Below are 21,747 nucleotides of genomic sequence, written 5' to 3'. Positions count from 1 at the left end.
CAGCGCACGCGCGCCGACAGGTTTTTAGAAACCCACCGCCACACCCACGCTGGCGGCCTGGAGAAAAAGCATGACCGAACTCGAATTCAAATCGTTGGCCGCCGAAGGCTTCAACCGCATTCCCCTGATCGCCGAAGCCTTCGCCGACCTCGAAACCCCTCTCACCCTGTACCTCAAGCTGGCCCAGACCCAGAACGCGGGCAAAAACACCTTCCTGCTCGAATCGGTGGTCGGCGGCGAGCGCTTCGGCCGCTATTCGTTCATCGGCCTGCCGGCGACGACCGTGCTGCGCACCTTCGGCCAGCGCACCGAGATCGTCAAGGACGGCAAGGTCATCGAAACGCACGAGGGCAACCCGCTCGATTTCATCGAACAGTTCCAGGCCCGCTTCAAGGTGGCGCTGCGCCCCGGACTGCCGCGCTTTTGCGGCGGCCTGGCAGGCTACTTCGGCTACGACACCGTGCGCCACATCGAAACCCGGCTCGCCCACAGCATGCCCAAGGACGACCTCGGCCTGCCGGACATCAACCTGATGGTGACCGAAGAGCTGGCCGTGATCGACAATCTGTCGGGCAAACTCTATTTGATCGTGTACGCCGACACGGCGCAGCCGGAGGCGTTTTCGAAGGCGCGCCAGCGCCTCAAAGACCTGCGCATGATGCTGCGCCGCGGCGTCGACGCCCCCGTCACATCGAGTTCGGTGCGCACCGAGGCGATCCGCGACTTCGACAAGCAGGACTACCTCAAGGCGGTGGCGCGGGCCCACGAATACGTGATGGCCGGGGACCTGATGCAGGTGCAGATCGGCCAGCGCATCCGCAAGCCGTATGTCGACTCGCCGCTGACGCTGTACCGCGCGCTGCGCTCGCTCAACCCCTCGCCGTACATGTATTACTACAATTTTGGCGACATGCAGATCGTCGGCGCCTCGCCCGAGATTTTGGTGCGCAACGAGACCGCGCCGGACGGCACCAAAAAGGTCACGCTGCGCCCGATCGCCGGCACCCGCCCGCGCGGCGCCACGCCCGAGCGCGACGCCGAATTGTCGGCCGAGCTGCTGGCCGACCCGAAGGAAATCGCCGAGCACGTGATGCTGATCGACCTCGCCCGCAACGACCTCGGACGCATCTCCGAGACCGGTAGCGTGAAGGTGACCGACCGCCTCGTGATCGAAAAATACTCGCATGTGCAGCACATCGTCTCGAACGTCGAGGGCAAGCTCAAACAGGGCATGTCGAACCTCGACGTGCTGCGCGCGACCTTCCCGGCCGGGACCCTGACCGGCGCGCCCAAGGTGCGCGCGATGGAGGTCATCGACGAACTCGAACTGACCAAGCGCGGCATCTACGGCGGCGCCTGCGGCTACCTCTCGTTCGGCGGCGAAATGGACGTGGCGATCGCGATCCGCACCGGCGTGATCAAGGACGGCATGCTGTACGTGCAGGCCGCGGCCGGCATCGTGGCCGACTCGATTCCCGAGATGGAATGGCAGGAAACCGAAAACAAGGCGCGCGCCGTGCTGCGCGCGGCCGAACAGGTGCAAGACGGCCTCGATGGGGAGCTCTGACATGCTGCTGATGATCGACAACTACGACTCGTTCACCTACAACCTGGTGCAGTACTTCGGGGAGCTGGGCGAGGAGGTGCGCACCTACCGCAACGACGAGATCACGATTGAAGAGATCGGCGCCATGCGGCCCGACCGCATCTGCATCTCGCCCGGCCCCAAGACCCCCCTCGAAGCGGGCATCTCGATCGACATTTTTCGGCAGTTCAAAGGCAAGCTGCCGATTCTGGGCGTGTGCCTCGGCCACCAGGCCATCGGCGCGGCGTTCGGCGGCAAGGTCATTCGCGCCAAGCAGGTCATGCATGGCAAAACCTCGCTGATCGCGCATACCGGCGTGGGTGTTTTCAAGGATCTGCCAAGCCCGTTCACGGTGATCCGCTACCACTCGCTGGCGATCGAGCGCGCCTCGCTGCCGGCCTGCCTCGAAGTGACCGCCTGGACCGACGACGGCGAGATCATGGGCGTGCGCCACAAGGAATTCGACATCGAGGGTGTGCAGTTCCACCCCGAGTCGATCCTGTCCGAGCACGGCCATGCATTGCTGAAGAATTTTCTCGTACGCTGAAGTCCCTACGACACCTAGGATCCAATCATGCCGATCACCCCACAAGAAGCCCTGCTGCGCTGCATCGAACACCGCGAGATTTTCCACGACGAGATGCTGCACCTGTTCCGGCTGATCATGTCGGGCGAGATGTCGCCGACCATGATCGCCGCGCTCACGCTCGGCCTGCGCGTTAAAAAGGAGACCATCGGCGAGATCGCCGCGGCCGCCCAGGTGATGCGCGAATTCTCGACCAAGGTGCCGATGGCCGACACCACCAACCTGCTCGACATCGTCGGCACCGGCGGCGACGGCGCGCACACCTTCAATATCTCGACCGCCTCGATGTTCGTCGCGGCCGCCGCCGGCGCGCGCGTGGCCAAGCACGGCGGGCGCAGCGTGTCGTCCTCGTCGGGCAGCGCCGACGTGCTCGAATCGCTGGGCGCGAACATCAACCTCAAGCCCGAGCAGATCGCCCAGTCGATCGCGCAAAGCGGCATCGGCTTCATGTTCGCGCCCAACCACCACGCGGCCATGAAGCACGCCGCGCCGGTGCGGCGCGAGCTCGGGGTGCGCACGATTTTTAACATTCTCGGACCGCTCACCAATCCGGCCGGCGCGCCGAACATCCTGATGGGCGTGTTCCATCCAGACCTGGTCGGCATCCAGGTGCGCGTGCTGCAGCGCCTCGGCGCCCAGCATGCGGTGGTAGTGTACGGCCGCGACAATATGGACGAAGTCTCGCTCGGCGCCGCCACCATGGTCGGCGAATTGGTCAACGGCGAGATCCGCGAGTACGACATCCACCCCGAAGACTTCGGCCTGCAGATGATCGCCAGCCGCAACCTCAAGGTGGCCGACGCCGCCGCCTCGAAGGCAATGATGATGGAGGCGCTCAGCGGCGCGCCGGGCGCCCCATACGACATCGTCGCCCTCAACGCCGGCACCGCGCTGTACGCCGCCGGCGTGGCCGCGTCGATTCCCGACGGCCTGGCAAAAGCGCGCGCCGCGATCGAGTCGGGCGCCGCGCGCGCCAAGCTCGATCAGTTCGTGCAGGTGACCCAGCAACTGGGCGCCTGCTAGCAGATGTTTGGCATCCACGTTGTGGTGCTCCGCACTGGCGCTGTTTTCGGCGTCCGCGAGCGCCCGCCTCAAATTAAGCCCGCTGGTGTCGCCCTGTCTTAACAGGGTCACCGGCGGCCTGTTCATCTGGCTCGGCGTCAAACTCGCCCTGTCGAAACAACACTGACCCCACCCATGTCCGACATCCTGAACCAGATCCTCGCGGTGAAAGCCGACGAGGTGGCCGCCGCCAAAAAGCACCGCGATCTCGCCAGCCTGCGCCGCGACGTCGAGGCCGACGCCGAAGCGCGCCGCGATGTGCGCGGCTTCGAGGCGAGCCTGCGCCGGCAGATCGCCGCCGGCAACGCGGGCGTGATCGCCGAAGTCAAAAAGGCCTCGCCGTCCAAGGGTGTGCTGCGCGCCGATTTCCGTCCCGCCGACATCGCCGCCAGCTATGCGGCCCATGGCGCCGCCTGCCTCTCGGTGCTCACCGACGTGAATTTTTTCCAGGGCGAGGCGGCCTACCTGAAGGCGGCGCGCGCGGCCTGCGCGATCCCGGTGCTGCGCAAGGACTTCATGATCGACCTGTACCAGGTCTACGAGGCGCGCGCGATGGGCGCCGACGCGATCTTGCTGATCGTCTCCGCGCTCGACCACGGCCTGATGGCCGAACTCGAGGCCTGCGCGCACGAACTGGGCATGGACGTGCTGGTGGAGGTGCACGACGGCGACGAACTGAGCGCCGCACTCAAACTGCGCACGCCGCTGGTGGGCATCAACAACCGCAACCTGCGCACCTTCGAAACCTCGCTGCAGACCACGATCGACCTGCTGCCACGCATCCCGGCCGAAAAACTGGTGGTGACCGAGTCGGGCATCATGGTGCCCGACGACGTCCGGCGCATGCGCGACGCCAACGTCAACGCGTTTTTGGTCGGCGAGGTGTTCATGCGCGCGCCCGAACCAGGCGTCGAACTGGAACGCCTGTTCAAACGCTAGCAGCCTGTCGGCCTGCAATCGAGGTCAGGTCGACCGCATTTTGGCGCTGCGAGCGAAACCGGGGTCAGAGTTTTTTTTCGCGGGGTATGCGAAAATTAGGCTCGCCGCCCGCCTCACCCCGCTTTCGCGGGCCGAAGTCAGCGACGCTACTTCTTCTCACGCGCTGGGGCGCACTGGCTTCGCCGATTTTTTGGCGTCGCCCGTCAGCGACAAGGTGATGCCCGGCACCCGGTCGCCCTGCAGCGTGACGCTGAAGGTCATCAGCTCATCGCGCCGGAACGCGTGCACAGCCACCGTGTCTCCGACGCGGTAGCGCGCCAGCAAACCGTCCAGGCTCCCAGGACTGCCAGAGACGCGCAGACCATCGAGCGCCACCAGCACATCGCCGGCCGACATGCCCGCGCAATGCGCGGCGCCGCCTTCGTGCACCTGCGACAGCTTGCAGTCCGCCCCGTCGCGCCCGATGCCGACATCGAACGACGGCTTGGCGCTCTTGCGCGCGTCGGCCAGTTTGACGCCGAACGGCGCGTACAGCTTGGCCAACGGCAGGTCCTCGGTGCCGCGCACGAAACGGTCGAACAGCGGTTTGAGTTTGAGTCCGCTCACCTCGTCGAACAGGGCCTCGACCTCGGCCTCGGTCACGCCGCGCCCCACGGTCGGATAAAAGTCGCGCCCATAGCGCTGCCACAGCGCGCGCATGACGTCGTCGAGCGACTTCGCGCCGGCCGTCTTGGCGCGGATCGTGAGGTCGAACGCGAGCGCGATCAGCGAACCTTTTGTGTAGTAGCTGATGATCGCGTTCGGCGCGTTTTCGTCCTGTCGGTAGTATTTGCCCCAGGCGTCGAAGCTCGAATCGGCCACGCTCTGCTTGCCGCGCCCGCTACCGCGCAACACGCTGCCGATGGTTTTCCCGACCAGCTTCAGGTAAGCCTCTTCGTTGATGATGCCGCTGCGGATCAGCATCAGGTCGTCGTAATAACTGGTGAAGCCCTCGAACAGCCAAAGCAGCGGCGTGTAGGTCTCGGCCTGCAGGTCGTAGGGCGCGAAGGCGGCCGGCTTGATGCGCTTCACATTCCAGGTGTGGAAATACTCATGGCTGCACAGACCGAGGAACTTGAGGTAGCCTTCGCCGACCTCGGGCGTTTTGGGTGCGGCGGTGCTGGGCAGGTCGGCGCGGGCGCAGATTAGCGCGGTCGAGGCGCGGTGTTCGAGCCCGCCGTAACCGTCGCCCACGGCCAGCGTGAGGAACACATAGCGGTCCATCGGCGCGCGCTTGGTCTTGGGCTCGAAGAACGCGATCTGGGTTTCGCAGATCGCCTTCAAATCGGCCTGCAAGCGCGCCATGTCCAGATTGGGCACGCGTCCGGAGATGACGATGTCGTGCGCGATGCCGTGCGCCTTGAAACTGGCCAGGGCGAAGTCGCCCATCTCGACCGGATGGTCGATCAATTCATCGTAGTCGGCCGCGAGGTAGCTGCCAAAACCGTAACGCTTGGCGCCCAGCTCGGGCAGCGAGGTGGCGACGCGCCAGCTCTTGGCCGCGGCGTCGGACGGCCGCTCGATGTCGACCTGGTGCGGCGTTTCCTCCTGCCCCAGCACGCGCAAAAAGACGCTGGTGCCGTTGAAGAACCCGTGGGTCTGGTCCAGGTGCGCCGCGCGCACCGACAAATCCCAGGCATAGACTTCGTAGCGCACCGTGAGAACGCCCTTGGCGGGCGCGGCCTGCCAGGTGTGCTTGTCGATCTTGGCCAGGGCGATGGGTTTGCCGCCCGACTCTGCCGAGATGCGCACCACGTTGCGCGAAAACTCGCGGATCATGTAGCTGCCCGGGATCCAGGCCGGCAGCGCCAGCACCTGGCCCTCGGGCGCCGGGGTCGCCACGCGCAGGGTCACCTCGAACAGGTGGCCGGCCAGATCCTTTGGCACGATGCTGTATTGGACCCGGGCGGACTGTTGGGCGGACTGCTGGGAGGACAGCTTTTTAGGCGCGGTTTTCTTCATGTGGTTTCTGGAGTCGGCGGGAAAGCCGGGGCCAACCGCGGCTCTCCCTGCGAAGCTTATTTGATGGTTGCGAACTTGGCTTCGATGGCCTTGGCGTCGACCGCGCCGGCGATGCGGCTGCCGTCGGTGAAGATGATGGCCGGCGTGCCATCGATGCGGTACTTGCGGCCGAGCTCGGAAATCTGCTCGTTGGGCGCGATGCAGGCGGCGGGGGCGGTCGGCGGCAGCTTGTTGTTCAGCATCCACTCGTCCCAGGCCTTGTTGCGGTCGGCCGAACACCAGATGTTTTTCGACTTGACGGCCGAATCGGGCGACAGGATGTTGAGCATATAGGTGTAGACGGTGACGTTTTCGAGGACGGTGAGCGTCTCCTTGCGGAATTTCTTGCAGTAGCCGCAGTTGGGATCCTCAAAAATGGCCATCACGCGCTTGCCGTTGCCCTTGACCATTTTCAGGGCCATCGAGGTTGGCAGGTCCGAGAACTTGATCTTGTTGATCTCCGCGAGGCGCTCCTCGGTCAGGTTCTTGCCCGACGCGGCTTCCATCACCTGGCCGATGAAAAGGTACTCGCCTTTTTTGTCGGTGTAGATGATCTCGCCGGGAACCCGCAATTCGTACAGGCCGCCGTAAGGCGTCGGCTTGATCGACACGATCTTGGTGCCGGGCCGCAGCCGCGGCTCGATCGCCTTGCGGATGTTGTCTTCGGTCGTCTGCGCGTTCGCACCGGTGGCCAGCAGGCCCGCGAACAGCGTCAATACGATTTTTGTTTTTACCATGGGTTCTCCAGTTAATCCTTGTTATGGGGAACATTCCCCCTGTCGCCTAGCGGCCTAAATTACTTTCCCATCGCGTGCGCCATCAGGCGGCGCTTGATCATGGGCAATTTATCCAGCAAGTTTAATCCCAAATTGCGCGCAACGCGCAGGGGCTCGAGTTCGGTGCCGAACAGGCGCGCCAGGCCGTCGGTGGCCAACTGCATGAGGAACACATCCTCCTTGCGGGCCCTGGCGTAGCGGGCCAGCACGCGCGCGTCGCCGATGCCGCGCTGCGCTTCGCGCGCGGCGACCGTGGCGAGCAGTTCGGCGACGTCGGCAAAGCCGAGGTTCATGCCGTGGCCGGCCAGCGGATGTACCACGTGGGCGGCGTCGCCCACCAGCGCCACGCGCGGCGCGGTCATCGCGTGCGGACGGATCAGCACCAGCGGCACATCCTTGACCATCTCGGGCGTGAGCGGGCGCAGCGCGCCGAGTTTTTCCTCGCACAGCACGCCGAGGCGCACGGCCAGTTCGCTCAGCGTCTCTTGCATGAGCGTGTCGGCCAGCGCGTCGGGCGCCGACCACACCAGCGAGACGCGCTGGCCCGGCAGCGGCAGCAGCGCCACCACACCCTCGGCGCCGGTGAACCACTGGTGGGCCACGCCGTGGTGCGGCTTCTCGCAGGAGAAATTGGTGACCACGGCGCGCTGGTGGTAGGAGCGGTAGTCGATCCCGATTTCGCACTGCCCGCGCACCCACGACTGGCCGCCGTCGGCGCCGACCAGCAGCGCGCTCGAGATGCTGGCGCCGCCTTCGAGCTGCACGGTGACGCCGGCGTCGTCGCTGGCGATGCCGGTGGCGCGGCCTTGCACTATATGGACGTTGGGCGCGAATTTGAGCGCGGCGTCGAGCGCCTGGTTCAGGTTGCGGTCCTCGACGATCCAGGCGAGCGCGCCGACGTGGGCGCCAAAGGCGTCGAAGGCCAGGTCGCCGGGCTGGGCGCCGTCGCCGTTGACGACCATCGAATCGACGGCGGCGACGCGCTCGGCGTCGAGCGCGCCCCATACCTTGAGTGTCGAGAGCAGGGTGTGGGCGGTGTGGTTGAGCGCGTAGACGCGCACGTCCCAGGGCTGCTCCGCGGCGCCGGCGGCGGCATCGGCGGGGGCCGGCGCGGCGGCCGGCGCCAGCAGGGTGACGCTGTGGCCGGCCTGGGCGAACCCGAGCGCGGAAGTCTTGGCGATCGCGCCGTTGCCGACGATGCACACATCGCTCTGGCTATGCAGGGAGGAAGTTGGACTATTCATGCAAAGCATTATAGCGGCTGCGCGGGACCGCGCTTTGGGGGCTTTGTACGCATATTTGCGCGAAAGTTGCCAAGGTCTTCTTGCAATGTTCAGTTTGAGTGTCTATAATCATGCCTCTTGGCCTGGTAGCTCAGTCGGTAGAGCAGAGGATTGAAAATCCTTGTGTCGGTGGTTCGATTCCGCCCCGGGCCACCAAGAACATCGTAACCATTGCGCCAAGCCTTCAAGCTTGGCGTTTTTGTTTGTGAAACAGAAATGATGTTTGTCCGGCCCATTGCCGGCCTTGATCGGCATGCAAGCGATACGCACTCAGATGGAGTGTTGAGCATGGAAGAAGAAGCGCCCCCGCGTATGAATAAACTTCCTATCGATCTGGCCCACGACCGTGACCTGCGACTTTCTCAGAAAGCCATGGAACGTGCCTCGCAGCGCGCCCACGACCTGGCGAAGTCGACTGGCACTTCCATCGTCATCAGCCGAAATGGTGTCATCGAACACCTGACGCCGACATCTCGCGACAAGCCAGCTGGAAAATAGGCGGACGCCAGAGCCGAAACAACCGAGGTTTGGCGGCCTCGTTCGGATTGACGAAGACATCAAATTTCGAAATGATCGCCAGACATTATTTCCGGGTGCCCGTCCAAAAAACGCTGTAGTTGCTCCGCAGCGGTTCCCTGATCCTCGATCTCGCGCGCATAGTGCTCGAGAGCTTCGCGGTTGTCCAGGGCCCACTTCGTGCATCCATCGTAACCGCCGGGCGGCACCCATCCATCAGGCGCCTGAACAATTTGCGGTGCCAGAGGACACGCCGCCGCAACTACCCTCACTGGTATCAGTTCGATCCTGTCATCAGGATGAAGGATGACGTCGAACAGCTTCCCCGCATATTTCTTTCCCGGTGATATTCGGCCACTGGCTCCGACTTCCTTCAACATATTTCCCTCTATGTCTTCATGCAATCGTACTGCAAGACCCATCGCATGTGCCCGGACCTCCGTCCCGTGCGTCGAACAGTGCCAACGCCAATTCCCCCCCCGCTTGTGGTTAGAGTTGACCCCGAAATATTGACCCATCTGACCGCCCCGGGAATGTATGGTGGTGTTTTGTTTTGGGATCGAACCGTTTAGTGCATTGGCCTAAAGGTTCGAACGTCAAATATTTGCTGGTTCAGTATGGGTCCCCGCTTGCGCGGGGAGTCATGTCCGCCAATGGCGGATATGACGGTGGTGGTGCTGCTGGTGCTGTCGGCGTCGGCGCCGGGCCGAGCAAAGCCGCCCAAGCAGCTTAAGCAAGTTCTTTGTCGGCCGTTGGCCGGGCAACAACCGTGAGCGGGCCGCCCTCCATCGGCGGATTCATCGACGGCGCCGCCGGCAAGCCCTACCCGGGCGCAGGCAATCGCCCCGACGACTCGGGCGCAGCTGCCACTGGCGCGGACAGAGGGGCAAAGATGTCCCGCAGGTCGTCGGCGCTGAGCTGGCCATCGGCCTCGAATTCGCCGTCCAGCACGGCCGCCGCCATTGATGCCTTTTTTTCCTGAAGCAACTGGATCTTTTCCTCCAGCGTATCCCGGACGATGAGCTTGTAGACAAATACGGGCTTGTCCTGTCCGATGCGCCATGCCCGGTCGCTTGCCTGATCCTCCGCGGCGGGATTCCACCATGGATCGTAATGGATGACAGTGTCGGCCGCGGTCAGGTTCAGGCCCACCCCTCCGGCTTTCAGACTGATCAAAAACACCGACGCCGCGCCGTGCTGGAATTGGCGCACTACGTCGGCCCGGTCCCTGGTATGTCCCGTCAGCACGACGTAGGCGATGTCGCGCGCCGCCAATTCGGTTTCGATCAGCGCCAGCATGCTGGTGAATTGGGAGAATACGAGAACCTTGCGCCCTTCCGCCAGCAGCGCGTCGAGCATCGTGAGCAGTTCGGCCAGCTTGGCCGAATTGGCGGCGTCGGCGTCAAACCGCTCCGGTCCGAGCAGGCGGGGGTCGCAGCATACCTGGCGCAATTTCAACAGCGCCTCAAGCACGACGATGTGGCTGCGCGCGGCGCCGCGTTCGGCGATGGCGTCCCTGACCTTCTTGTCCATCGCGACACGCACCGTCTCATACAGATCGCGTTGCATGCCGCTCAGTTCGACGAAGCGCATCATGGTCGTCTTTGGCGGCAATTCCTTGGCGACGACATCCTTGGTCCGGCGCAGCAGAAACGGCTTGATGCGCCGCACCAGATAGGCGTTGCGCGCGGTGTCGCCGAGCTGTTCGATCGGCTGGCGGAAATCACGGTTGAACTCGGGCTCGCGCCCAAGCAGGCCGGGGAGCAGGAAGTGGAACTGCGACCACAGCTCGCCCAGGTGGTTTTGCAGGGGCGTGCCGGTCAGGCAAAGCCGGTGGTTCGCGTTCAACAGGCACGCCGTCTGCGCGGCGCGGGAACGGGGATTTTTAATATATTGCGCTTCGTCCAGGATCAACAGGTGGAAGCGCTGGCGCCGCAGCGCATCTTCGTCGCGCGACATTAGCGCGTAGGTGGTCAGCACCAGATCGTAGCCGGCCAGCGCGCCAAGCTGTCCGTGGCGTTGCGCGCCGTGCAGCAACAACACCTTGAGCCCGGGCGCGAAGCGCGCCGCCTCGTCCTGCCAGTTTCCCATCAGGCTGGTCGGCGCAACCACCAGGGCCGGCAGTGTCAGACGCCCCGCCTCCTTTTCCACAAGAATGTGTGCCAGCGTCTGCACCGTCTTGCCCAGTCCCATGTCGTCGGCCAGAATGCCCGCCAGATTGTATTGGCGTAGGAATTGCATCCATGACAGCCCTTCGCGCTGGTAGTGGCGCAAACTGGCCTGTAGCGTGGCCGGTGGCGCGACCGGCGTGACGCCGTCGAAGGCGTGCATTTCACGCTCGAGCGCGCTGAGCCGCTCGCCCCCGTGCCATCGCATGCCCGCGTGTCCGGCCAACTGCGCCACGCGCGCCGCGTCCAGCGGCGACAGGCGCAGGACGGCGCCGCTGCAGGCGCTGAAATACAACTCGTCCAGCACCCCCAGGATCAGCTTGATTCTCCCCCACGGCAGGGCCACACGCGGGCCATCGGGCACGGCGAGCATCATTAATTCGTCGTCCGCCTGGCGCGCGAGAAACGCCGGCGTGAACGCGCCGGGCGAACGTTGGATTAGCTTGACCAGAATGGGCAGCAAGGCGATGCGCTGCCCGCCAACGATGATGCCGATCTCCAGATCAAACCACGCCTGCCCGCTGCCCGCCTCGAAGCTGCTGTACCAATCATCGACGGCGAGTACGTCATAACGGTAGCTGCCCATCTTCCGCACCTTCCAGCCGCACTGTTGCAACTCGGGCAGGATGGTGTGCGCGAAAGCAAGCCAGTGTGCACTGCTGGGCAACACCAAGGCGCCCCGCACGCTCATGCTGTTCGCGAGCGCGTCGTCGGGCGCTGCAAAGCCGGCCTGTCCGAGGCGCGCGAGCGCCTGGCTCACCGGCGCGTTGCAACTCAAGAGTTCTTCAATCCAGGCCGGCGCGTTCTCTGGCGGCACCGGCGATTGCTCGCTCGATGCGCTCATCTGCTGGGCGCCGCGGGTCACGACAAGCATTGCGTAGTCGTAAAAATCCATGCTCGTCCCCTGCGCCGCGTGGGGCGATGCAGGCCGGGCGGCGCAACCGAGCAGCAATTCGGTGCTGACCGGCGGCCCTTTCAACAAGCTTAGCTGCGCGGCGTCGGGGACTGGCAGCGCATGCGCGCGACCGTCGCGGCACAATTGGCGCAGCACCGGGCCCGCATCGCCCCCGCCGATGGTAATCCGCTCATGCACCAGCGCCGACAACGCCGCCGCCCCGTGCGCGCCGCCGGCGACCATGAGCACGCCGCACGCATCCTGATGCACATACCACGGCGGATCGGTGGGCAGGACCTGTTCTATATAGTGGGACGCGTCCGGATCCCGGGCACCGGGCGCCTGCGCAAAACGCCATGCCAGGGTCAGAGAATTGATATCGGCGCGCCACGCCAGCTCACCGGTACGGGGCGGCCCTTTGAGCACGCGCTCCGGTCCGGTACTTGACAATGCCCGCAGCGCGCCTTTATCCACCAGTTTGCCCGCCTCCAGCAGTGCCTCGAGCAGCGCGGCGCCTTTCGAGCCGCTGAGCGTGACCGGGCCGCCACCGGCGCCTCGCAGGGATAGGTACTGGTCGATCATGCGGCGGTCGCCCGCTTCGAGCGGAAAGGGCGGCGTGCTGAGCAGGGCGGCAACATCGTCGACCCGGATCAGGCTAAGTTGTCCGCCCTTCGCTGCCATGCGCACGTAACACGCGGCGAGCACGGGCGCTCCGGACGACGGGTCGGCCAGCAGTGCGAAGAACAGGCGCGGCGGCACAGCCACCGCCGCGGGCTGGCTAATTTTTTCGGGGCGTTTCGGTCGCGTGGCCCGGGCCGCCGGGGCGATGCGACGGACCGGCAGGTCCGGACCGGCGCTCTTTTTGCGCCTGCTGGTTCCCCAATTGAGTTGGGCCAGGCGCAGCAATTCGATGAGCACGGCCGCAACATGCTCGCATGGCGCACGCCCGCAAGTGCAAGCGTCGTCGATATTGAGCGCGCCGTCCTTGCCGGGCATGCGCACCGACTGCACATGACGTTTGCCGTGTGCATCGTCAACAGTGGCGTCGACGTTAGCGACGCCATGGTCAAGTACGCGCACCAGGTTCGACGCCACGATTTCCATGCCCGCCTCGTACAAGGCGGGTCCGACCGCAAGGAGCACATCTTCGGAGTTGAATGCCAAATCAATCATGAGTCGAGGCGTTTTAAGGTTGGCTGTGCGGCCGCGGCCAGCGGCGCGCGGCGACACGCCTTTGAGGATTATACAGAGGCGTATCGCAGCGGTTTCGTCTTGGTGACGAACGTCTGGCGCTGCTACCGGAGGGCCACGCGCCCATGACCACCAATAACATCAAAAGACTTGGTTTCGGCTAGTGTCCTGAATTGCAAGTTCGTCAAATAATAGATGGGGCGGAATCGAAGACAAGAAACAAAGCACTGCACGGCCGAGTCCTTGCGGGCATTTGTTCGTTCTTAAGCGGAATAACGCGCAACGTTCCGCCACCCTGTCAAACTTACAACTTACAACTTACAACTTACAACTTACAACTTACAACTTACAACTTACGCGCGGATTGACCTTGCGCGGCGAGGAGCGCGACCGCCTTTTTATCAAAGGAAACAAAGGTCTCGCCACCAAGCCAATTTCCCTCATACGCAATGACGCCGTCCGCGAAATCTCCACCCGCCTCAAGCACAGTCAGTCCGGCCTCAACAGCGGGTCGATTCATTTCTACGTTTGCGGTGTCCAGTAGCGCGCGAATCGCCAGCGCCGCATCCGCAGCCGGGAAGCCGTAAACTTTGCGCAATACCCATACAAATTCACACAAGCAAGGCAAAGCCACTGCGATCAATGTCGCATCCAGCAAGACTTTGGCAGCGAGTTGCGCCTGCGCGGGATTATCTTGCACGACAGCGCGAACGAGGACGTTCGTATCGACCGTTACCTTCACGGTTTTCCGGCCCAGGCTCGCGCAGACGCCTCGTTGATTTCCTCCAAGGTCGCGACTTTCTTCGTCCGACCTGCGAGCAAGCCAACGAAACCGCCTATTTTCCCGCTTGGCTGAGCGGCTCGCAGCACGCCCCTTGCATCCGGCAGCAAGTCGATTTCGATCTTGTCGCCGGGCTTGATACCCAAGTGCTGCAGCACCTCTTTTCGAAGCGTCACCTGCCCTCGTGCGGTAACAGTCAATATCGCCATTGTGCATGCCCCCCCGTTAAAATCTGGTTCGTGAAGTGTAATGCAAGTTCGCCTTACATTCAATTGAGCGAGGGCACCTGGTTGACGCGAGGATTGAAAAACCTTGTGCCGGTGGTTCGATCCCGCCCCGGGCCTCCAGGAACATAGCCGACGCAACACCAACCATCACCGGTTGGCGTTCTTGTTTTGTGGATTCACAATTCCTTGTTCCCGCCACTTTTTCCGGCACGGACAGGCTGCCAAGCGCCACCAAGTTGTGTCGGGCTTTTCCCCACTAGCCAAGTCCATCATCGCTCTCGATATTGCCGTCCACCAGCTTGATCGTGCGGTCGCACTGCTCGGACATGCGCGGATCGTGCGTGACCAGCAACACCGCGCAGCCAAACTCCCGGTTGAATTTGCGGAACAGCTGGAACACTTCGGCGGCCGACTTGGTGTCGAGGTTGCCGGTGGGCTCGTCGGCCAGCAGCAGCGCCGGGTGGGTCACCAGCGCGCGCGCCACCGCCACCCGCTGCTGCTGGCCGCCGGAGAGCTGGTCGGGCTTGCGCTGGTCGAGCCCCTCGAGGCCGACCTGGGCCAACAGGTTGCGGGCCAGTTCAGTCTGCTCGCGGCTTGGTTTGCCGGTCGCCACCATCAGCGGCATGAGCACGTTCTCGAGCGCGGTGAAGGCCTGGATCAGATGGTGGAACTGGAACACGAAGCCGATCGCGCTGCCGCGCAGCGCGGTGCGCCTGGCGTCGTCCATGTCCCGGGTGGGCTCGCCGAGCAGGAACAATTCGCCCGCCGTCGGCCGGTCCAGCAGGCCGATGACGTTGAGCAGCGTGCTCTTGCCCGAGCCGGACGCGCCCACCAGCGCGGCGAAGTCGCGCCGTTGCAGCCGCAGGTCGAGCCCGTGCAGCACCTCCACCTCGGTGGGCTTGCCGACGTTGTAGCTTTTGCGCAGGCCTTGCAGGCGCAGTATCTCCTCGCTGGCGTCGTGCTCAGACATGGCGGATCGCCTCCACCGGGTCGAGCGAGGCGGCGCGCCGCGCCGGCACGGCCGCCGACAGGATGCCGGTCACCGTTGCCAGCGCCGTCGCCGCCAGCGGCAGCCATGGATCGACCGGGATGTAGAACAGTTTTGGCCCGAAGGTGTTGAACGCGCCCACCAGGCCATAGCCGGCTGCGGCGCCGAGCAGCGAACCGGCCAGGCCGAACAGCGCGCCCTGGACCAGGAACACGCCCAGCATCTGTTGCCGCGTGGTGCCCATGGCGCGCAGGATCCCGATCTCGCGGGTGCGCTGGACCACGCTCACCGACAGCACGCTGGCAATGCCGAGCGCCACGCTCAAGGCCACGAAAGCGCTGATCATCTGCGTCGAGAGGCTCTGCGAGCGCAAGGCGTTCATCAGCTGGGCATTGGTTTCCATCCAGCTTTCCGCCTTCAAGCCGGTCAGGCGGGCGATGCGCGCGGCGATCGTCTGCGCGGCGAAGATGTCGTCGACCGTGACGTCGATGATCGTCGCCGCGCCAGGCAGGTTGAGCAGCGACTGCGCCTGCTTCATGTCCAGGTACACATAGCGCGCATCGAGCTCGCGCACCCCGAGCTCGAAGATGCCGGCGACGTTGACCACGCTCTCGCGCCCCTGGCCGCCGTCGAGGCGCAGCTTGTCGCCCACGCGCATGCCGAGGTCGGTCGCGAGCTGCTTGCCGATCACGGTGTCGCCGGCGCCGATGCGGAACACGCCGGCGACCATGTCATCCTTGACCGGGATGATGCGCAGGTAACGCGGCGCGTCGATGCCCACCAGCGCCACCGACTGCAGCGCCTCGCCGCGCCGCGCGAACGCCGGCCCGGAGATCAAGGGCGACACGGCCGTCACCTGCGGCAGCGTGTCGAGCACATCGCGCACCTGCTGCCAGTTGTTGATCGAGCGAAGGCGCTGGGCGCGCTTGCTCTCGAGCAGCAGGTGCGCGCTTCCCGCGGCGACCGGCAGGATCCGGTTGCTCTCTTGCGTGGGCTGCACCTTGATGTGGGCCTGGGTGCCCAGGGTGCGGTTGATGATGTTGCCCTGCAGTCCAGTGATCAGCGCGGTGAGGAAGACGATCACCGCGACCCCCACGGCGATGCCGACCAGGATCAGGGTGCTCTGCGCCTTGCCCTCACGCAGGAACCTGGTGGCGATGGTCCACTCGATCCACATCGGCATCAGTCCAGCTTGACCGGCAGTTCTTTGCGCGTTGCGGGGTCGGCGCCCAGCCCGGTGGCCACCACCCGCACCCGGCCGCCTTGTGCCAGCGCGGCCTCGGCGTCGGCCAGGATCCAGTCGCCGACCCGCAAACCGGCCGTCACTTCCGTCTGGGTGAGGCCACGCAAGCCGAGCCGCACCTGGCGCCGCGTGGCGCGGCCGTCCTCGACCAGCCACAAGGCGGCTTGGCTGCCGTCGGTGGCCGCCAGCGCGTCGTTCGGCACGACGATGGCGCTGCCGCGGCGGCCCGTTTCCACGTTCACCGAGACGGTCATGCCCTGGCGCAAAAATCCGGGCACCGGGGCCACGGTGAGGCGAACGTCCACCGTGCCGCGCTGCGGATCGATGCTGGGGGCGATGAAGCCCACCCTGGCCGGGAACGGACGCAGCGGATAGGCGTCGGCGACCCACATGGCCGCCTGGCCGATGGCGAGCACCTCGAGGTTTTTTTCATCGAGCGGCACCAGGATCTCGGTGTCGCCGCTGCGGGCGATTTCGAACAACACGCGGCCGGGCTGCACCAGGTCGCCCGGTTCGGCGTTGCGGGTGAGCACGGTGCCGGCGACCTCGGCGCGGATCGTGGTCTTGGCCAACTGCGCTTCGGCGCTGGCCACCCGGGCGCGCGCCGCCGCCTCGCCGGGGTTGCCGGCCACGAGCGAACGGGCGGTCAGCTGCGCCTGCTCGACTGCGCTGCGGGCGAGCGTCTCGGCTTGCACCGCCTGCTCCATCGTCTCGCGCGTGATCATCCGTTGCGCGAACAGGTCGCGGCGACGCTTGGCTTCGCGGCTGGCCTGCTCCAACCGCACCTGCGCCGCGCGCAGGCTGGCCTGCGCCTGCGGACGTGTCGACTGCTGCAACTGGGCCAGGGCGGCCTGCGCCTCGCGAACGGCGGCCGCCAGTTCGTCGGCGCGCAACACCGCCAGCACGTCGCCGGGCCGCACCAGGTCGCCCTCGCGCACGCGGCGCGCGAGCACCACCCCGGTCACCGCGCTGCCGACCTGCGCGCGCGACACGGCCGCCACGCGGCCGGTGGCGACGACGGTTTGCACCAGTGGCCGCGCCGCCACCTGGTAACCGGCCAGGGCCGGCCCGCGGGTTTTCTGCACGAGCACCCACGCCAGCGCCCCGAAGGCCAAAGCGGCGACGGTGGAAAGGACGAGGAAGCGTTTCATCGAGTGGATTGGAATAGGCATAGTGGCACCATGCTAACCGAATATTGCTCATGGGACTCTGGGCGGCCTTCGGCGCCCCACTTCGGGGCCCGCGACACACATCGCTGAACGTTTCCCATCTTGCACACGCGCGCCATGCTTGGTTGAAAATCGCTTGCGTGGCACGCCACACGGCGCGTTTTTCGCCCCGCCTGGCACCTCGTCTGCAAGCGGTCAACCGTTCACGTTATTGTTTCCCGGCCAATCGCAAGCTCCCTGTACCTCTCGTCCATGCCATGGCTCGCCAATTTTGGATGATTGACGAAAAAATCCCACAATTGGCCATCGGTAGAAAACGGGGCCATTCCGTATATCTCGTCCAATCCCTGAACCACCGCCTTTAGGTAAAGCGGTGTCGCGTATTTTCTGACCGTTTCACTGGCCGCGTAGCGTTTTTCCTGCTGAATGGCGATCATCCATAACAAGGGGCGCCACCAGGAATACGAAAAATCGCAGCGCGCGATCGCTTCGCGTGAATTGCTCAGCCCCACCAGCAGCGTGAAGAAATTGATCAACTCGTCCAACTTGTACCGGTCGCGCTGCTCCTGGAGGACGAACTCGTCCAGGCTTCTGGAGCGGCTCACACGCGACACCTTCTCCCAGCATCCCGGGGGGAACAGCAACTGGTCGGCCACGAACAAGCGGCTGACGACGAAATCGCAATAATCTTTGCTCGCGACACAGGGGATCAATACGCTCATCGAGGAATCCTTCACGACCTGGAAGTATTCGCTGCAGTAGGTCTGGAACAAGTCCAACACCGCGCGCTCATCCGCCCGCGTCGCCATCCTCACATTCGCCCTGACCATTTCCAAGTTGGCCTGTGCGGTTTTCTCTAGTTCCTCCCCCATTATTTTCGCTTCATGCATCTGTAGAAACAGGGTTAAGATCACGCCGGCAACGGCGATCCCAGCGAACAGCGCGTTGATCCCGCTCAGGGCGTCCGATACCGGCTGATTGCTATAAGCCTTCACTTCGGGTCGAAGCCCAAGATAGAGCGCCGCGAGCCACATCCCAATCAGAACCAATGCAAGGACGGCGAAGGACCTCGCGGGCCTCCCATGAATGGCGGTCATAAACATTCCGAACTCCCTGTGTTGATAAAAATGTAATTATGAACTGAAACACCGCGCTTTCAGCCACTCAATTCGGGAACCTGCTGATTTTCTCGCCACCCTTTTAGTTCGTTGGCTGCGCGCGACAACCCTGTGCCGTGGTTCGCGTCCGGTTTTGACGGCGACCGGCGCCCCCCCATACGCAGCGGCGATCGCCGCCACTTCGCCGCGCGCAATCGATCGGCGCGCATACGGCGATTTCATCAAAGACTACGTGTAACCGCCCGCCGCTCAATCCATGCGCCAGGCTCTCCTTGATGGTCGATTCGGTCAGCCGCTCGCCGCCACGCGCCCCGCATTCGAAAACGGCCGGTTTATACACGAAAGTCATAAGACAAGGGAAAAAGTGTCGTTCCCGTATTAATCAAATGCGGCTACTGTTCGGGATTCATATTCAAGAGCGCTGAAAAAGGGAAGACCATGAAGCTGTATCGGAAATTGGGGCGCATATCGGCGCAGCCAGGTGCGCAGCTTGCAGCGCAAGATCCCAACCCGCCACTGCCGCTGGCCATTCGCCTGGCCATGGGCTTCACCTCACTGGTCATGCTAACGCTGGTGATATTTGTCCTGGCCCGCTTCCTCCAAGGGAACGATTCCGGCACCGTGCTTTCGCTTGTCAAGCAAACCCTTTCCGACAGGATGTTCTGGGCCGCAGTGGCGGTCGGCTTCTTCGCCCAGGCCGTCGACGGAGCGCTCGGCATGGCCTATGGGATTACCTCGACGACCTTCCTGCTGAGCGTGGGCGCCACACCCGCAATGGCCAGCGCCAGCGTCCACATCGCTGAGATCTTCACCACCGGGGTATCGGGGGTGGCGCATGCAAAACTGGGAAATGTGGACAAAAGGCTGTTCTTGCGCTTGCTGGTGCCAGGCATGATCGGGGCGATTCTTGGCGCGGTGCTGGTGACGCAAATCGACGGTAAGGCATTGAAGCCTTTCATATCGGCCTACCTGCTCATCATGGGTCTGTACATCCTGAGCAAAGCATGGCGCAAGATCTCTCCACGCAAGGACCAGCCCCGCCATGTCGGCAAGCTCGCCTTGTTCGGCGGCTTTGTCGATTCTGCGGGCGGCGGCGGATGGGGGCCTGTGGTCACGACTTCACTGGTCGGCTCCGGTTGCGATCCACGCACGACAATCGGCTCGGTTAACTTCGCTGAGTTTTACCTGGCGCTGGCCGGCGCGACCGCTTTCGCGCTGATGATCGGGACCGGGGTTTGGGTACTGGTGCTTGGCCTCGTCATTGGCGGCTTGTTTGCCGCGCCTTTCGCCGCGTTGGTCACAAAACGGCTGGCAACACGCGCCTTGCTGCTCCTCGTTGGCACACTGATCAGTATTGTCAGCTGCTTCAACTTGTACAAATCACTGCTCGCTTGAAGCGTAATACAGCCTGACGAAGGCCACCAGTTGTTCCATGAACACGCCGCTGAACATCGGCGGCGCGGCGCCCGGATCGGCCAGGCGCGCGCCGAGCGGCGCGCAAAGCGGGACGAACAGGATCACGCTATCGCCGCGCCGGGGTACACCGCCAGCATGAGCAGCAGCGACGCGAGCACGACCGGAACGTCCATGACGGCCTTTTCCAGTTGAAGACGGGAAAGGTCCGAAGCGCGGCCCCGCGGGACGGCATAGACGAACCGCGCAGTGGTCAGCTTCCGCGCGTCCCAGGAGAACTTTGACAAGGACCGGGCCCGCGCCCATACTTCCAAGGCCCAATAATTGCAGTGCTTGTCCAGGATCAGCAAATGAAGAAAATCGTCGTCAAATTTGGTGGCTCCAACCTGCGCCGCCCCGAAGACATCGACCGCGTGGTCAATGTCGTGCAAACCTACCAGCGCCCGCTGGTGCTGGTGGTGTCGGCGTTTTTCGGCATCACCAACGCGCTCGTCGCCTGCGTCCAGGCCGCCAAGGAGGGCGCCGGCAAGCTGTCCGCGCTGGCCGAGAGCCGCGACTACACGCTGACCTTGCGCGCCCTGAAGAAGGAGATCCTGGACGCCAACATCGCCGACCTGCGGCAGCGCGCCAGCACCGAGGCGGCCCTCAACGCCCGCCTCGACCAGCTCGAGCGTTTCCTGACCGGCATCCACTACATCGGCGACGTCCCCGACTTCGTCAACGATGTCATCCTCAGCTATGGCGAGCGCCTCTCGAGCCTGTTGCTGACGGCGGTGCTGCAAAGCCGCGGCATCGCCGCGCGCGAGGCCCTGCCCGAGGATATCGGCTTGTTCACCGACGGCGTGTTCGGCAACGCCGCCTGCGATTTCGAGGCCAGCGCGGCGCAGGTGTCGGCGGCCCTGGCCGGCGACGGCATCGTGGTCGTGCCCGGCTTCTACGGCGTGAGCCGGGACGGCAAGACGACCCTGTTCGGGCGCGGCGGCTCCGACTACTCGGCCGCGTCGATCGCGCGCTGCATCGGCGCCGAATCGCTCGACGTCTGGAAGGATGTGGACGGCTTCCTGAGCGCCGACCCAGGCGCGGTCGAGGCGCCCCATTCGATCGCCCGGCTGCACTACCTGGAGGCGGCCGAGCTGTCCTATTTTGGCGCCAAGATTCTCCATCCGCGCACGGTCGAGCCGCTGTTCGACCAGGCGATCCCGATCCGCATCCTCAACATCACGCGTCCCGACCTTGGCCTGCACGCGTTCACCGTCATCGACGGCGAGCGCACCGTCACCCACGATGTCGTCAAGAGCGTCTCGTCAACCGACGATGTGGCCATCCTCAAGCTGCACGGCCCGGGTGTGGGCTTCAAGCCCGGCATCCTGGCCGAGGTCACCTCCACGTTGGATCGTAACGGCATCAACATCAAGAGCGTCCTGACGGCGCAAACGGCGATCAACGTGCTGCTCTCGCGCGAGCATCTCGACGCCGCCTACGAGGCGCTGGCGACCCACCACATGGCCGGCGTCGTCGAGGTCAGCCGCAACGACGCGGTCGCCATCGTGGCGGTGGTCGGAGACGGCGTTCTCGACGCCTCGAACGTGGGCAGCGCGATCGCCAGCCGGGCCTTGTCGGCGGCGCTCGCCGGCGGCGTGCGCGTCACCATGAGCGCGGCGGGCGCGAGCGAAGTGGCGGCCTATATGCTGGTCGACCGCCAAGACCGGCGCCTGGCCCTGAGCCTGATTCACGCGGAGTTTTTCAACGCGAAGTAAATCGCGGGCA

At 64.4% G+C, this 21,747-nt stretch carries 21 protein-coding genes and 1 tRNA gene; 9 read left to right on the top strand and 13 right to left on the bottom strand.

Annotated elements, in window-relative coordinates:
- Positions 1-70: 70 nt before the first annotated feature.
- From trpE to trpC, 5 genes are read left to right on the top strand one after another with little or no spacing between them, the layout of a single operon-like run.
- Positions 71-1,567: an anthranilate synthase component I gene (trpE, locus tag C7C56_RS08410; RefSeq protein ID WP_106756985.1), complete on the top strand. Its 1,497-nt coding sequence runs from the start codon at positions 71-73 to the stop codon at positions 1,565-1,567.
- Between the two features lies 1 nt (position 1,568).
- The gene (locus tag C7C56_RS08405) at positions 1,569-2,132 is read left to right on the top strand and encodes an anthranilate synthase component II (protein WP_106756984.1); all 564 of its coding nucleotides are present in this window, start codon (positions 1,569-1,571) and stop codon (positions 2,130-2,132) included.
- A gap of 27 nt (positions 2,133-2,159) precedes the next feature.
- The gene (gene trpD / locus C7C56_RS08400; RefSeq protein WP_106756983.1) at positions 2,160-3,194 is read left to right on the top strand and encodes an anthranilate phosphoribosyltransferase; all 1,035 of its coding nucleotides are present in this window, start codon (positions 2,160-2,162) and stop codon (positions 3,192-3,194) included.
- A gap of 7 nt (positions 3,195-3,201) precedes the next feature.
- Entirely contained in the window at positions 3,202-3,360 is a 159-nt protein-coding gene (locus C7C56_RS08395; RefSeq protein ID WP_181373069.1) for a hypothetical protein, read from the top strand.
- A gap of 8 nt (positions 3,361-3,368) precedes the next feature.
- On the top strand, positions 3,369-4,172 hold the full coding sequence (trpC, locus tag C7C56_RS08390) for an indole-3-glycerol phosphate synthase TrpC (protein ID WP_106756982.1): 804 nt from the start codon (positions 3,369-3,371) through the stop codon (positions 4,170-4,172).
- 156 nt (positions 4,173-4,328) lie between these two features.
- Here trpC and C7C56_RS08385 read toward each other — a convergent pair whose 3' ends face one another.
- The 3 genes from C7C56_RS08385 to C7C56_RS08375 are packed head-to-tail and all read right to left on the bottom strand — an operon-like array spanning position 4,329 to position 8,232.
- Positions 4,329-6,173, bottom strand: a complete 1,845-nt coding sequence (locus C7C56_RS08385; RefSeq protein ID WP_106756981.1) for a M61 family metallopeptidase — start codon at positions 6,171-6,173, stop codon at positions 4,329-4,331.
- Between the two features lie 56 nt (positions 6,174-6,229).
- Positions 6,230-6,949, bottom strand: a complete 720-nt coding sequence (locus C7C56_RS08380; protein ID WP_106756980.1) for a DsbC family protein — start codon at positions 6,947-6,949, stop codon at positions 6,230-6,232.
- A 59-nt stretch (positions 6,950-7,008) separates the two neighbouring features.
- Positions 7,009-8,232, bottom strand: coding sequence for an FAD-dependent monooxygenase (locus tag C7C56_RS08375; protein ID WP_370660188.1), 1,224 nt, complete (start codon positions 8,230-8,232; stop codon positions 7,009-7,011).
- 119 nt (positions 8,233-8,351) lie between these two features.
- Between C7C56_RS08375 and C7C56_RS08370 the strand changes: the two genes are divergently transcribed.
- Together C7C56_RS08370 and C7C56_RS28030 are read left to right on the top strand one after the other, a co-directional pair.
- A tRNA-Phe gene (locus C7C56_RS08370) sits at positions 8,352-8,427 on the top strand.
- Between the two features lie 15 nt (positions 8,428-8,442).
- On the top strand, positions 8,443-8,769 hold the full coding sequence (locus C7C56_RS28030; RefSeq protein WP_146204349.1) for a hypothetical protein: 327 nt from the start codon (positions 8,443-8,445) through the stop codon (positions 8,767-8,769).
- Positions 8,770-8,828: 59 nt separating this feature from the next.
- Here the strand turns inward: C7C56_RS28030 and C7C56_RS08360 are convergent, their stop codons facing one another.
- The 8 genes from C7C56_RS08360 to C7C56_RS08320 form a co-directional block, all read right to left on the bottom strand.
- Positions 8,829-9,191: a type II toxin-antitoxin system CcdA family antitoxin gene (locus C7C56_RS08360; RefSeq protein WP_146204348.1), complete on the bottom strand. Its 363-nt coding sequence runs from the start codon at positions 9,189-9,191 to the stop codon at positions 8,829-8,831.
- Positions 9,192-9,609: 418 nt separating this feature from the next.
- On the bottom strand, positions 9,610-13,023 hold the full coding sequence (locus C7C56_RS08355; protein ID WP_229458420.1) for a DEAD/DEAH box helicase: 3,414 nt from the start codon (positions 13,021-13,023) through the stop codon (positions 9,610-9,612).
- Positions 13,024-13,387: 364 nt separating this feature from the next.
- Positions 13,388-13,783, bottom strand: a complete 396-nt coding sequence (locus C7C56_RS08345; protein ID WP_106756976.1) for a type II toxin-antitoxin system VapC family toxin — start codon at positions 13,781-13,783, stop codon at positions 13,388-13,390.
- Complete coding sequence (locus tag C7C56_RS08340; RefSeq protein WP_106756975.1) at positions 13,780-14,031, bottom strand: AbrB/MazE/SpoVT family DNA-binding domain-containing protein; 252 nt, start codon at positions 14,029-14,031, stop codon at positions 13,780-13,782. Before C7C56_RS08340 ends, C7C56_RS08345 begins: the two co-directional genes overlap by 4 nt.
- A gap of 274 nt (positions 14,032-14,305) precedes the next feature.
- The gene (locus C7C56_RS08335) at positions 14,306-15,019 is read right to left on the bottom strand and encodes an ABC transporter ATP-binding protein (protein ID WP_106756974.1); all 714 of its coding nucleotides are present in this window, start codon (positions 15,017-15,019) and stop codon (positions 14,306-14,308) included.
- On the bottom strand, positions 15,012-16,220 hold the full coding sequence (locus tag C7C56_RS08330; RefSeq protein ID WP_229458418.1) for an ABC transporter permease: 1,209 nt from the start codon (positions 16,218-16,220) through the stop codon (positions 15,012-15,014). The genes C7C56_RS08335 and C7C56_RS08330 overlap by 8 nt, the downstream gene beginning before the upstream one ends.
- Complete coding sequence (locus C7C56_RS08325; protein ID WP_106756973.1) at positions 16,220-17,452, bottom strand: efflux RND transporter periplasmic adaptor subunit; 1,233 nt, start codon at positions 17,450-17,452, stop codon at positions 16,220-16,222. Before C7C56_RS08325 ends, C7C56_RS08330 begins: the two co-directional genes overlap by 1 nt.
- A gap of 200 nt (positions 17,453-17,652) precedes the next feature.
- Complete coding sequence (locus C7C56_RS08320; protein WP_146204347.1) at positions 17,653-18,546, bottom strand: hypothetical protein; 894 nt, start codon at positions 18,544-18,546, stop codon at positions 17,653-17,655.
- A 459-nt stretch (positions 18,547-19,005) separates the two neighbouring features.
- Here C7C56_RS08320 and C7C56_RS08315 point away from each other — a divergent pair, with 459 nt between their 5' ends.
- Positions 19,006-19,962: a sulfite exporter TauE/SafE family protein gene (locus C7C56_RS08315; RefSeq protein WP_106756971.1), complete on the top strand. Its 957-nt coding sequence runs from the start codon at positions 19,006-19,008 to the stop codon at positions 19,960-19,962.
- Here C7C56_RS08315 and C7C56_RS28660 read toward each other — a convergent pair.
- A complete protein-coding gene (locus C7C56_RS28660) occupies positions 19,948-20,088 on the bottom strand; it encodes a hypothetical protein (RefSeq protein ID WP_181373068.1) in 141 nt (46 codons plus the stop codon). The genes C7C56_RS08315 and C7C56_RS28660 overlap by 15 nt on opposite strands.
- The gene (locus tag C7C56_RS08310; RefSeq protein ID WP_106756970.1) at positions 20,085-20,330 is read right to left on the bottom strand and encodes a hypothetical protein; all 246 of its coding nucleotides are present in this window, start codon (positions 20,328-20,330) and stop codon (positions 20,085-20,087) included. Before C7C56_RS08310 ends, C7C56_RS28660 begins: the two co-directional genes overlap by 4 nt.
- Here C7C56_RS08310 and C7C56_RS08305 point away from each other — a divergent pair, their 5' ends adjacent.
- The gene (locus C7C56_RS08305) at positions 20,331-21,737 is read left to right on the top strand and encodes an aspartate kinase (protein WP_106756969.1); all 1,407 of its coding nucleotides are present in this window, start codon (positions 20,331-20,333) and stop codon (positions 21,735-21,737) included.
- Positions 21,738-21,747 lie beyond the last annotated feature (10 nt).

Source organism: Massilia glaciei (assembly GCF_003011895.2).
Taxonomy (GTDB): Bacteria; Pseudomonadota; Gammaproteobacteria; order Burkholderiales; family Burkholderiaceae_D; genus Telluria_A; species Telluria_A glaciei.
The sequence above is the reverse complement of the archived record's forward strand: the minus strand, read 5'-3'. Positions and strand labels throughout refer to the sequence as shown.

What these genes read in the sequence shown, in the direction of transcription:
- trpE (WP_106756985.1), top strand. Translation starts at nt 71, where the DNA reads ATGACCGAACTCGAATTCAAATCGTTGGCCGCCGAAGGCTTCAACCGC.
- C7C56_RS08405 (WP_106756984.1), top strand. Translation starts at nt 1,569, where the DNA reads ATGCTGCTGATGATCGACAACTACGACTCGTTCACCTACAACCTGGTG.
- trpD (WP_106756983.1), top strand. Translation starts at nt 2,160, where the DNA reads ATGCCGATCACCCCACAAGAAGCCCTGCTGCGCTGCATCGAACACCGC.
- trpC (WP_106756982.1), top strand. Translation starts at nt 3,369, where the DNA reads ATGTCCGACATCCTGAACCAGATCCTCGCGGTGAAAGCCGACGAGGTG.
- C7C56_RS08385 (WP_106756981.1), bottom strand. Translation starts at nt 6,173, where the DNA reads ATGAAGAAAACCGCGCCTAAAAAGCTGTCCTCCCAGCAGTCCGCCCAA.
- C7C56_RS08380 (WP_106756980.1), bottom strand. Translation starts at nt 6,949, where the DNA reads ATGGTAAAAACAAAAATCGTATTGACGCTGTTCGCGGGCCTGCTGGCC.
- C7C56_RS08375 (WP_370660188.1), bottom strand. Translation starts at nt 8,232, where the DNA reads ATGAATAGTCCAACTTCCTCCCTGCATAGCCAGAGCGATGTGTGCATC.
- C7C56_RS08355 (WP_229458420.1), bottom strand. Translation starts at nt 13,023, where the DNA reads ATGATTGATTTGGCATTCAACTCCGAAGATGTGCTCCTTGCGGTCGGA.
- C7C56_RS08340 (WP_106756975.1), bottom strand. Translation starts at nt 14,031, where the DNA reads ATGGCGATATTGACTGTTACCGCACGAGGGCAGGTGACGCTTCGAAAA.
- C7C56_RS08335 (WP_106756974.1), bottom strand. Translation starts at nt 15,019, where the DNA reads ATGTCTGAGCACGACGCCAGCGAGGAGATACTGCGCCTGCAAGGCCTG.
- C7C56_RS08330 (WP_229458418.1), bottom strand. Translation starts at nt 16,220, where the DNA reads ATGCCGATGTGGATCGAGTGGACCATCGCCACCAGGTTCCTGCGTGAG.
- C7C56_RS08325 (WP_106756973.1), bottom strand. Translation starts at nt 17,452, where the DNA reads ATGCCTATTCCAATCCACTCGATGAAACGCTTCCTCGTCCTTTCCACC.
- C7C56_RS08320 (WP_146204347.1), bottom strand. Translation starts at nt 18,546, where the DNA reads ATGACCGCCATTCATGGGAGGCCCGCGAGGTCCTTCGCCGTCCTTGCA.
- C7C56_RS08315 (WP_106756971.1), top strand. Translation starts at nt 19,006, where the DNA reads ATGAAGCTGTATCGGAAATTGGGGCGCATATCGGCGCAGCCAGGTGCG.
- C7C56_RS08305 (WP_106756969.1), top strand. Translation starts at nt 20,331, where the DNA reads ATGAAGAAAATCGTCGTCAAATTTGGTGGCTCCAACCTGCGCCGCCCC.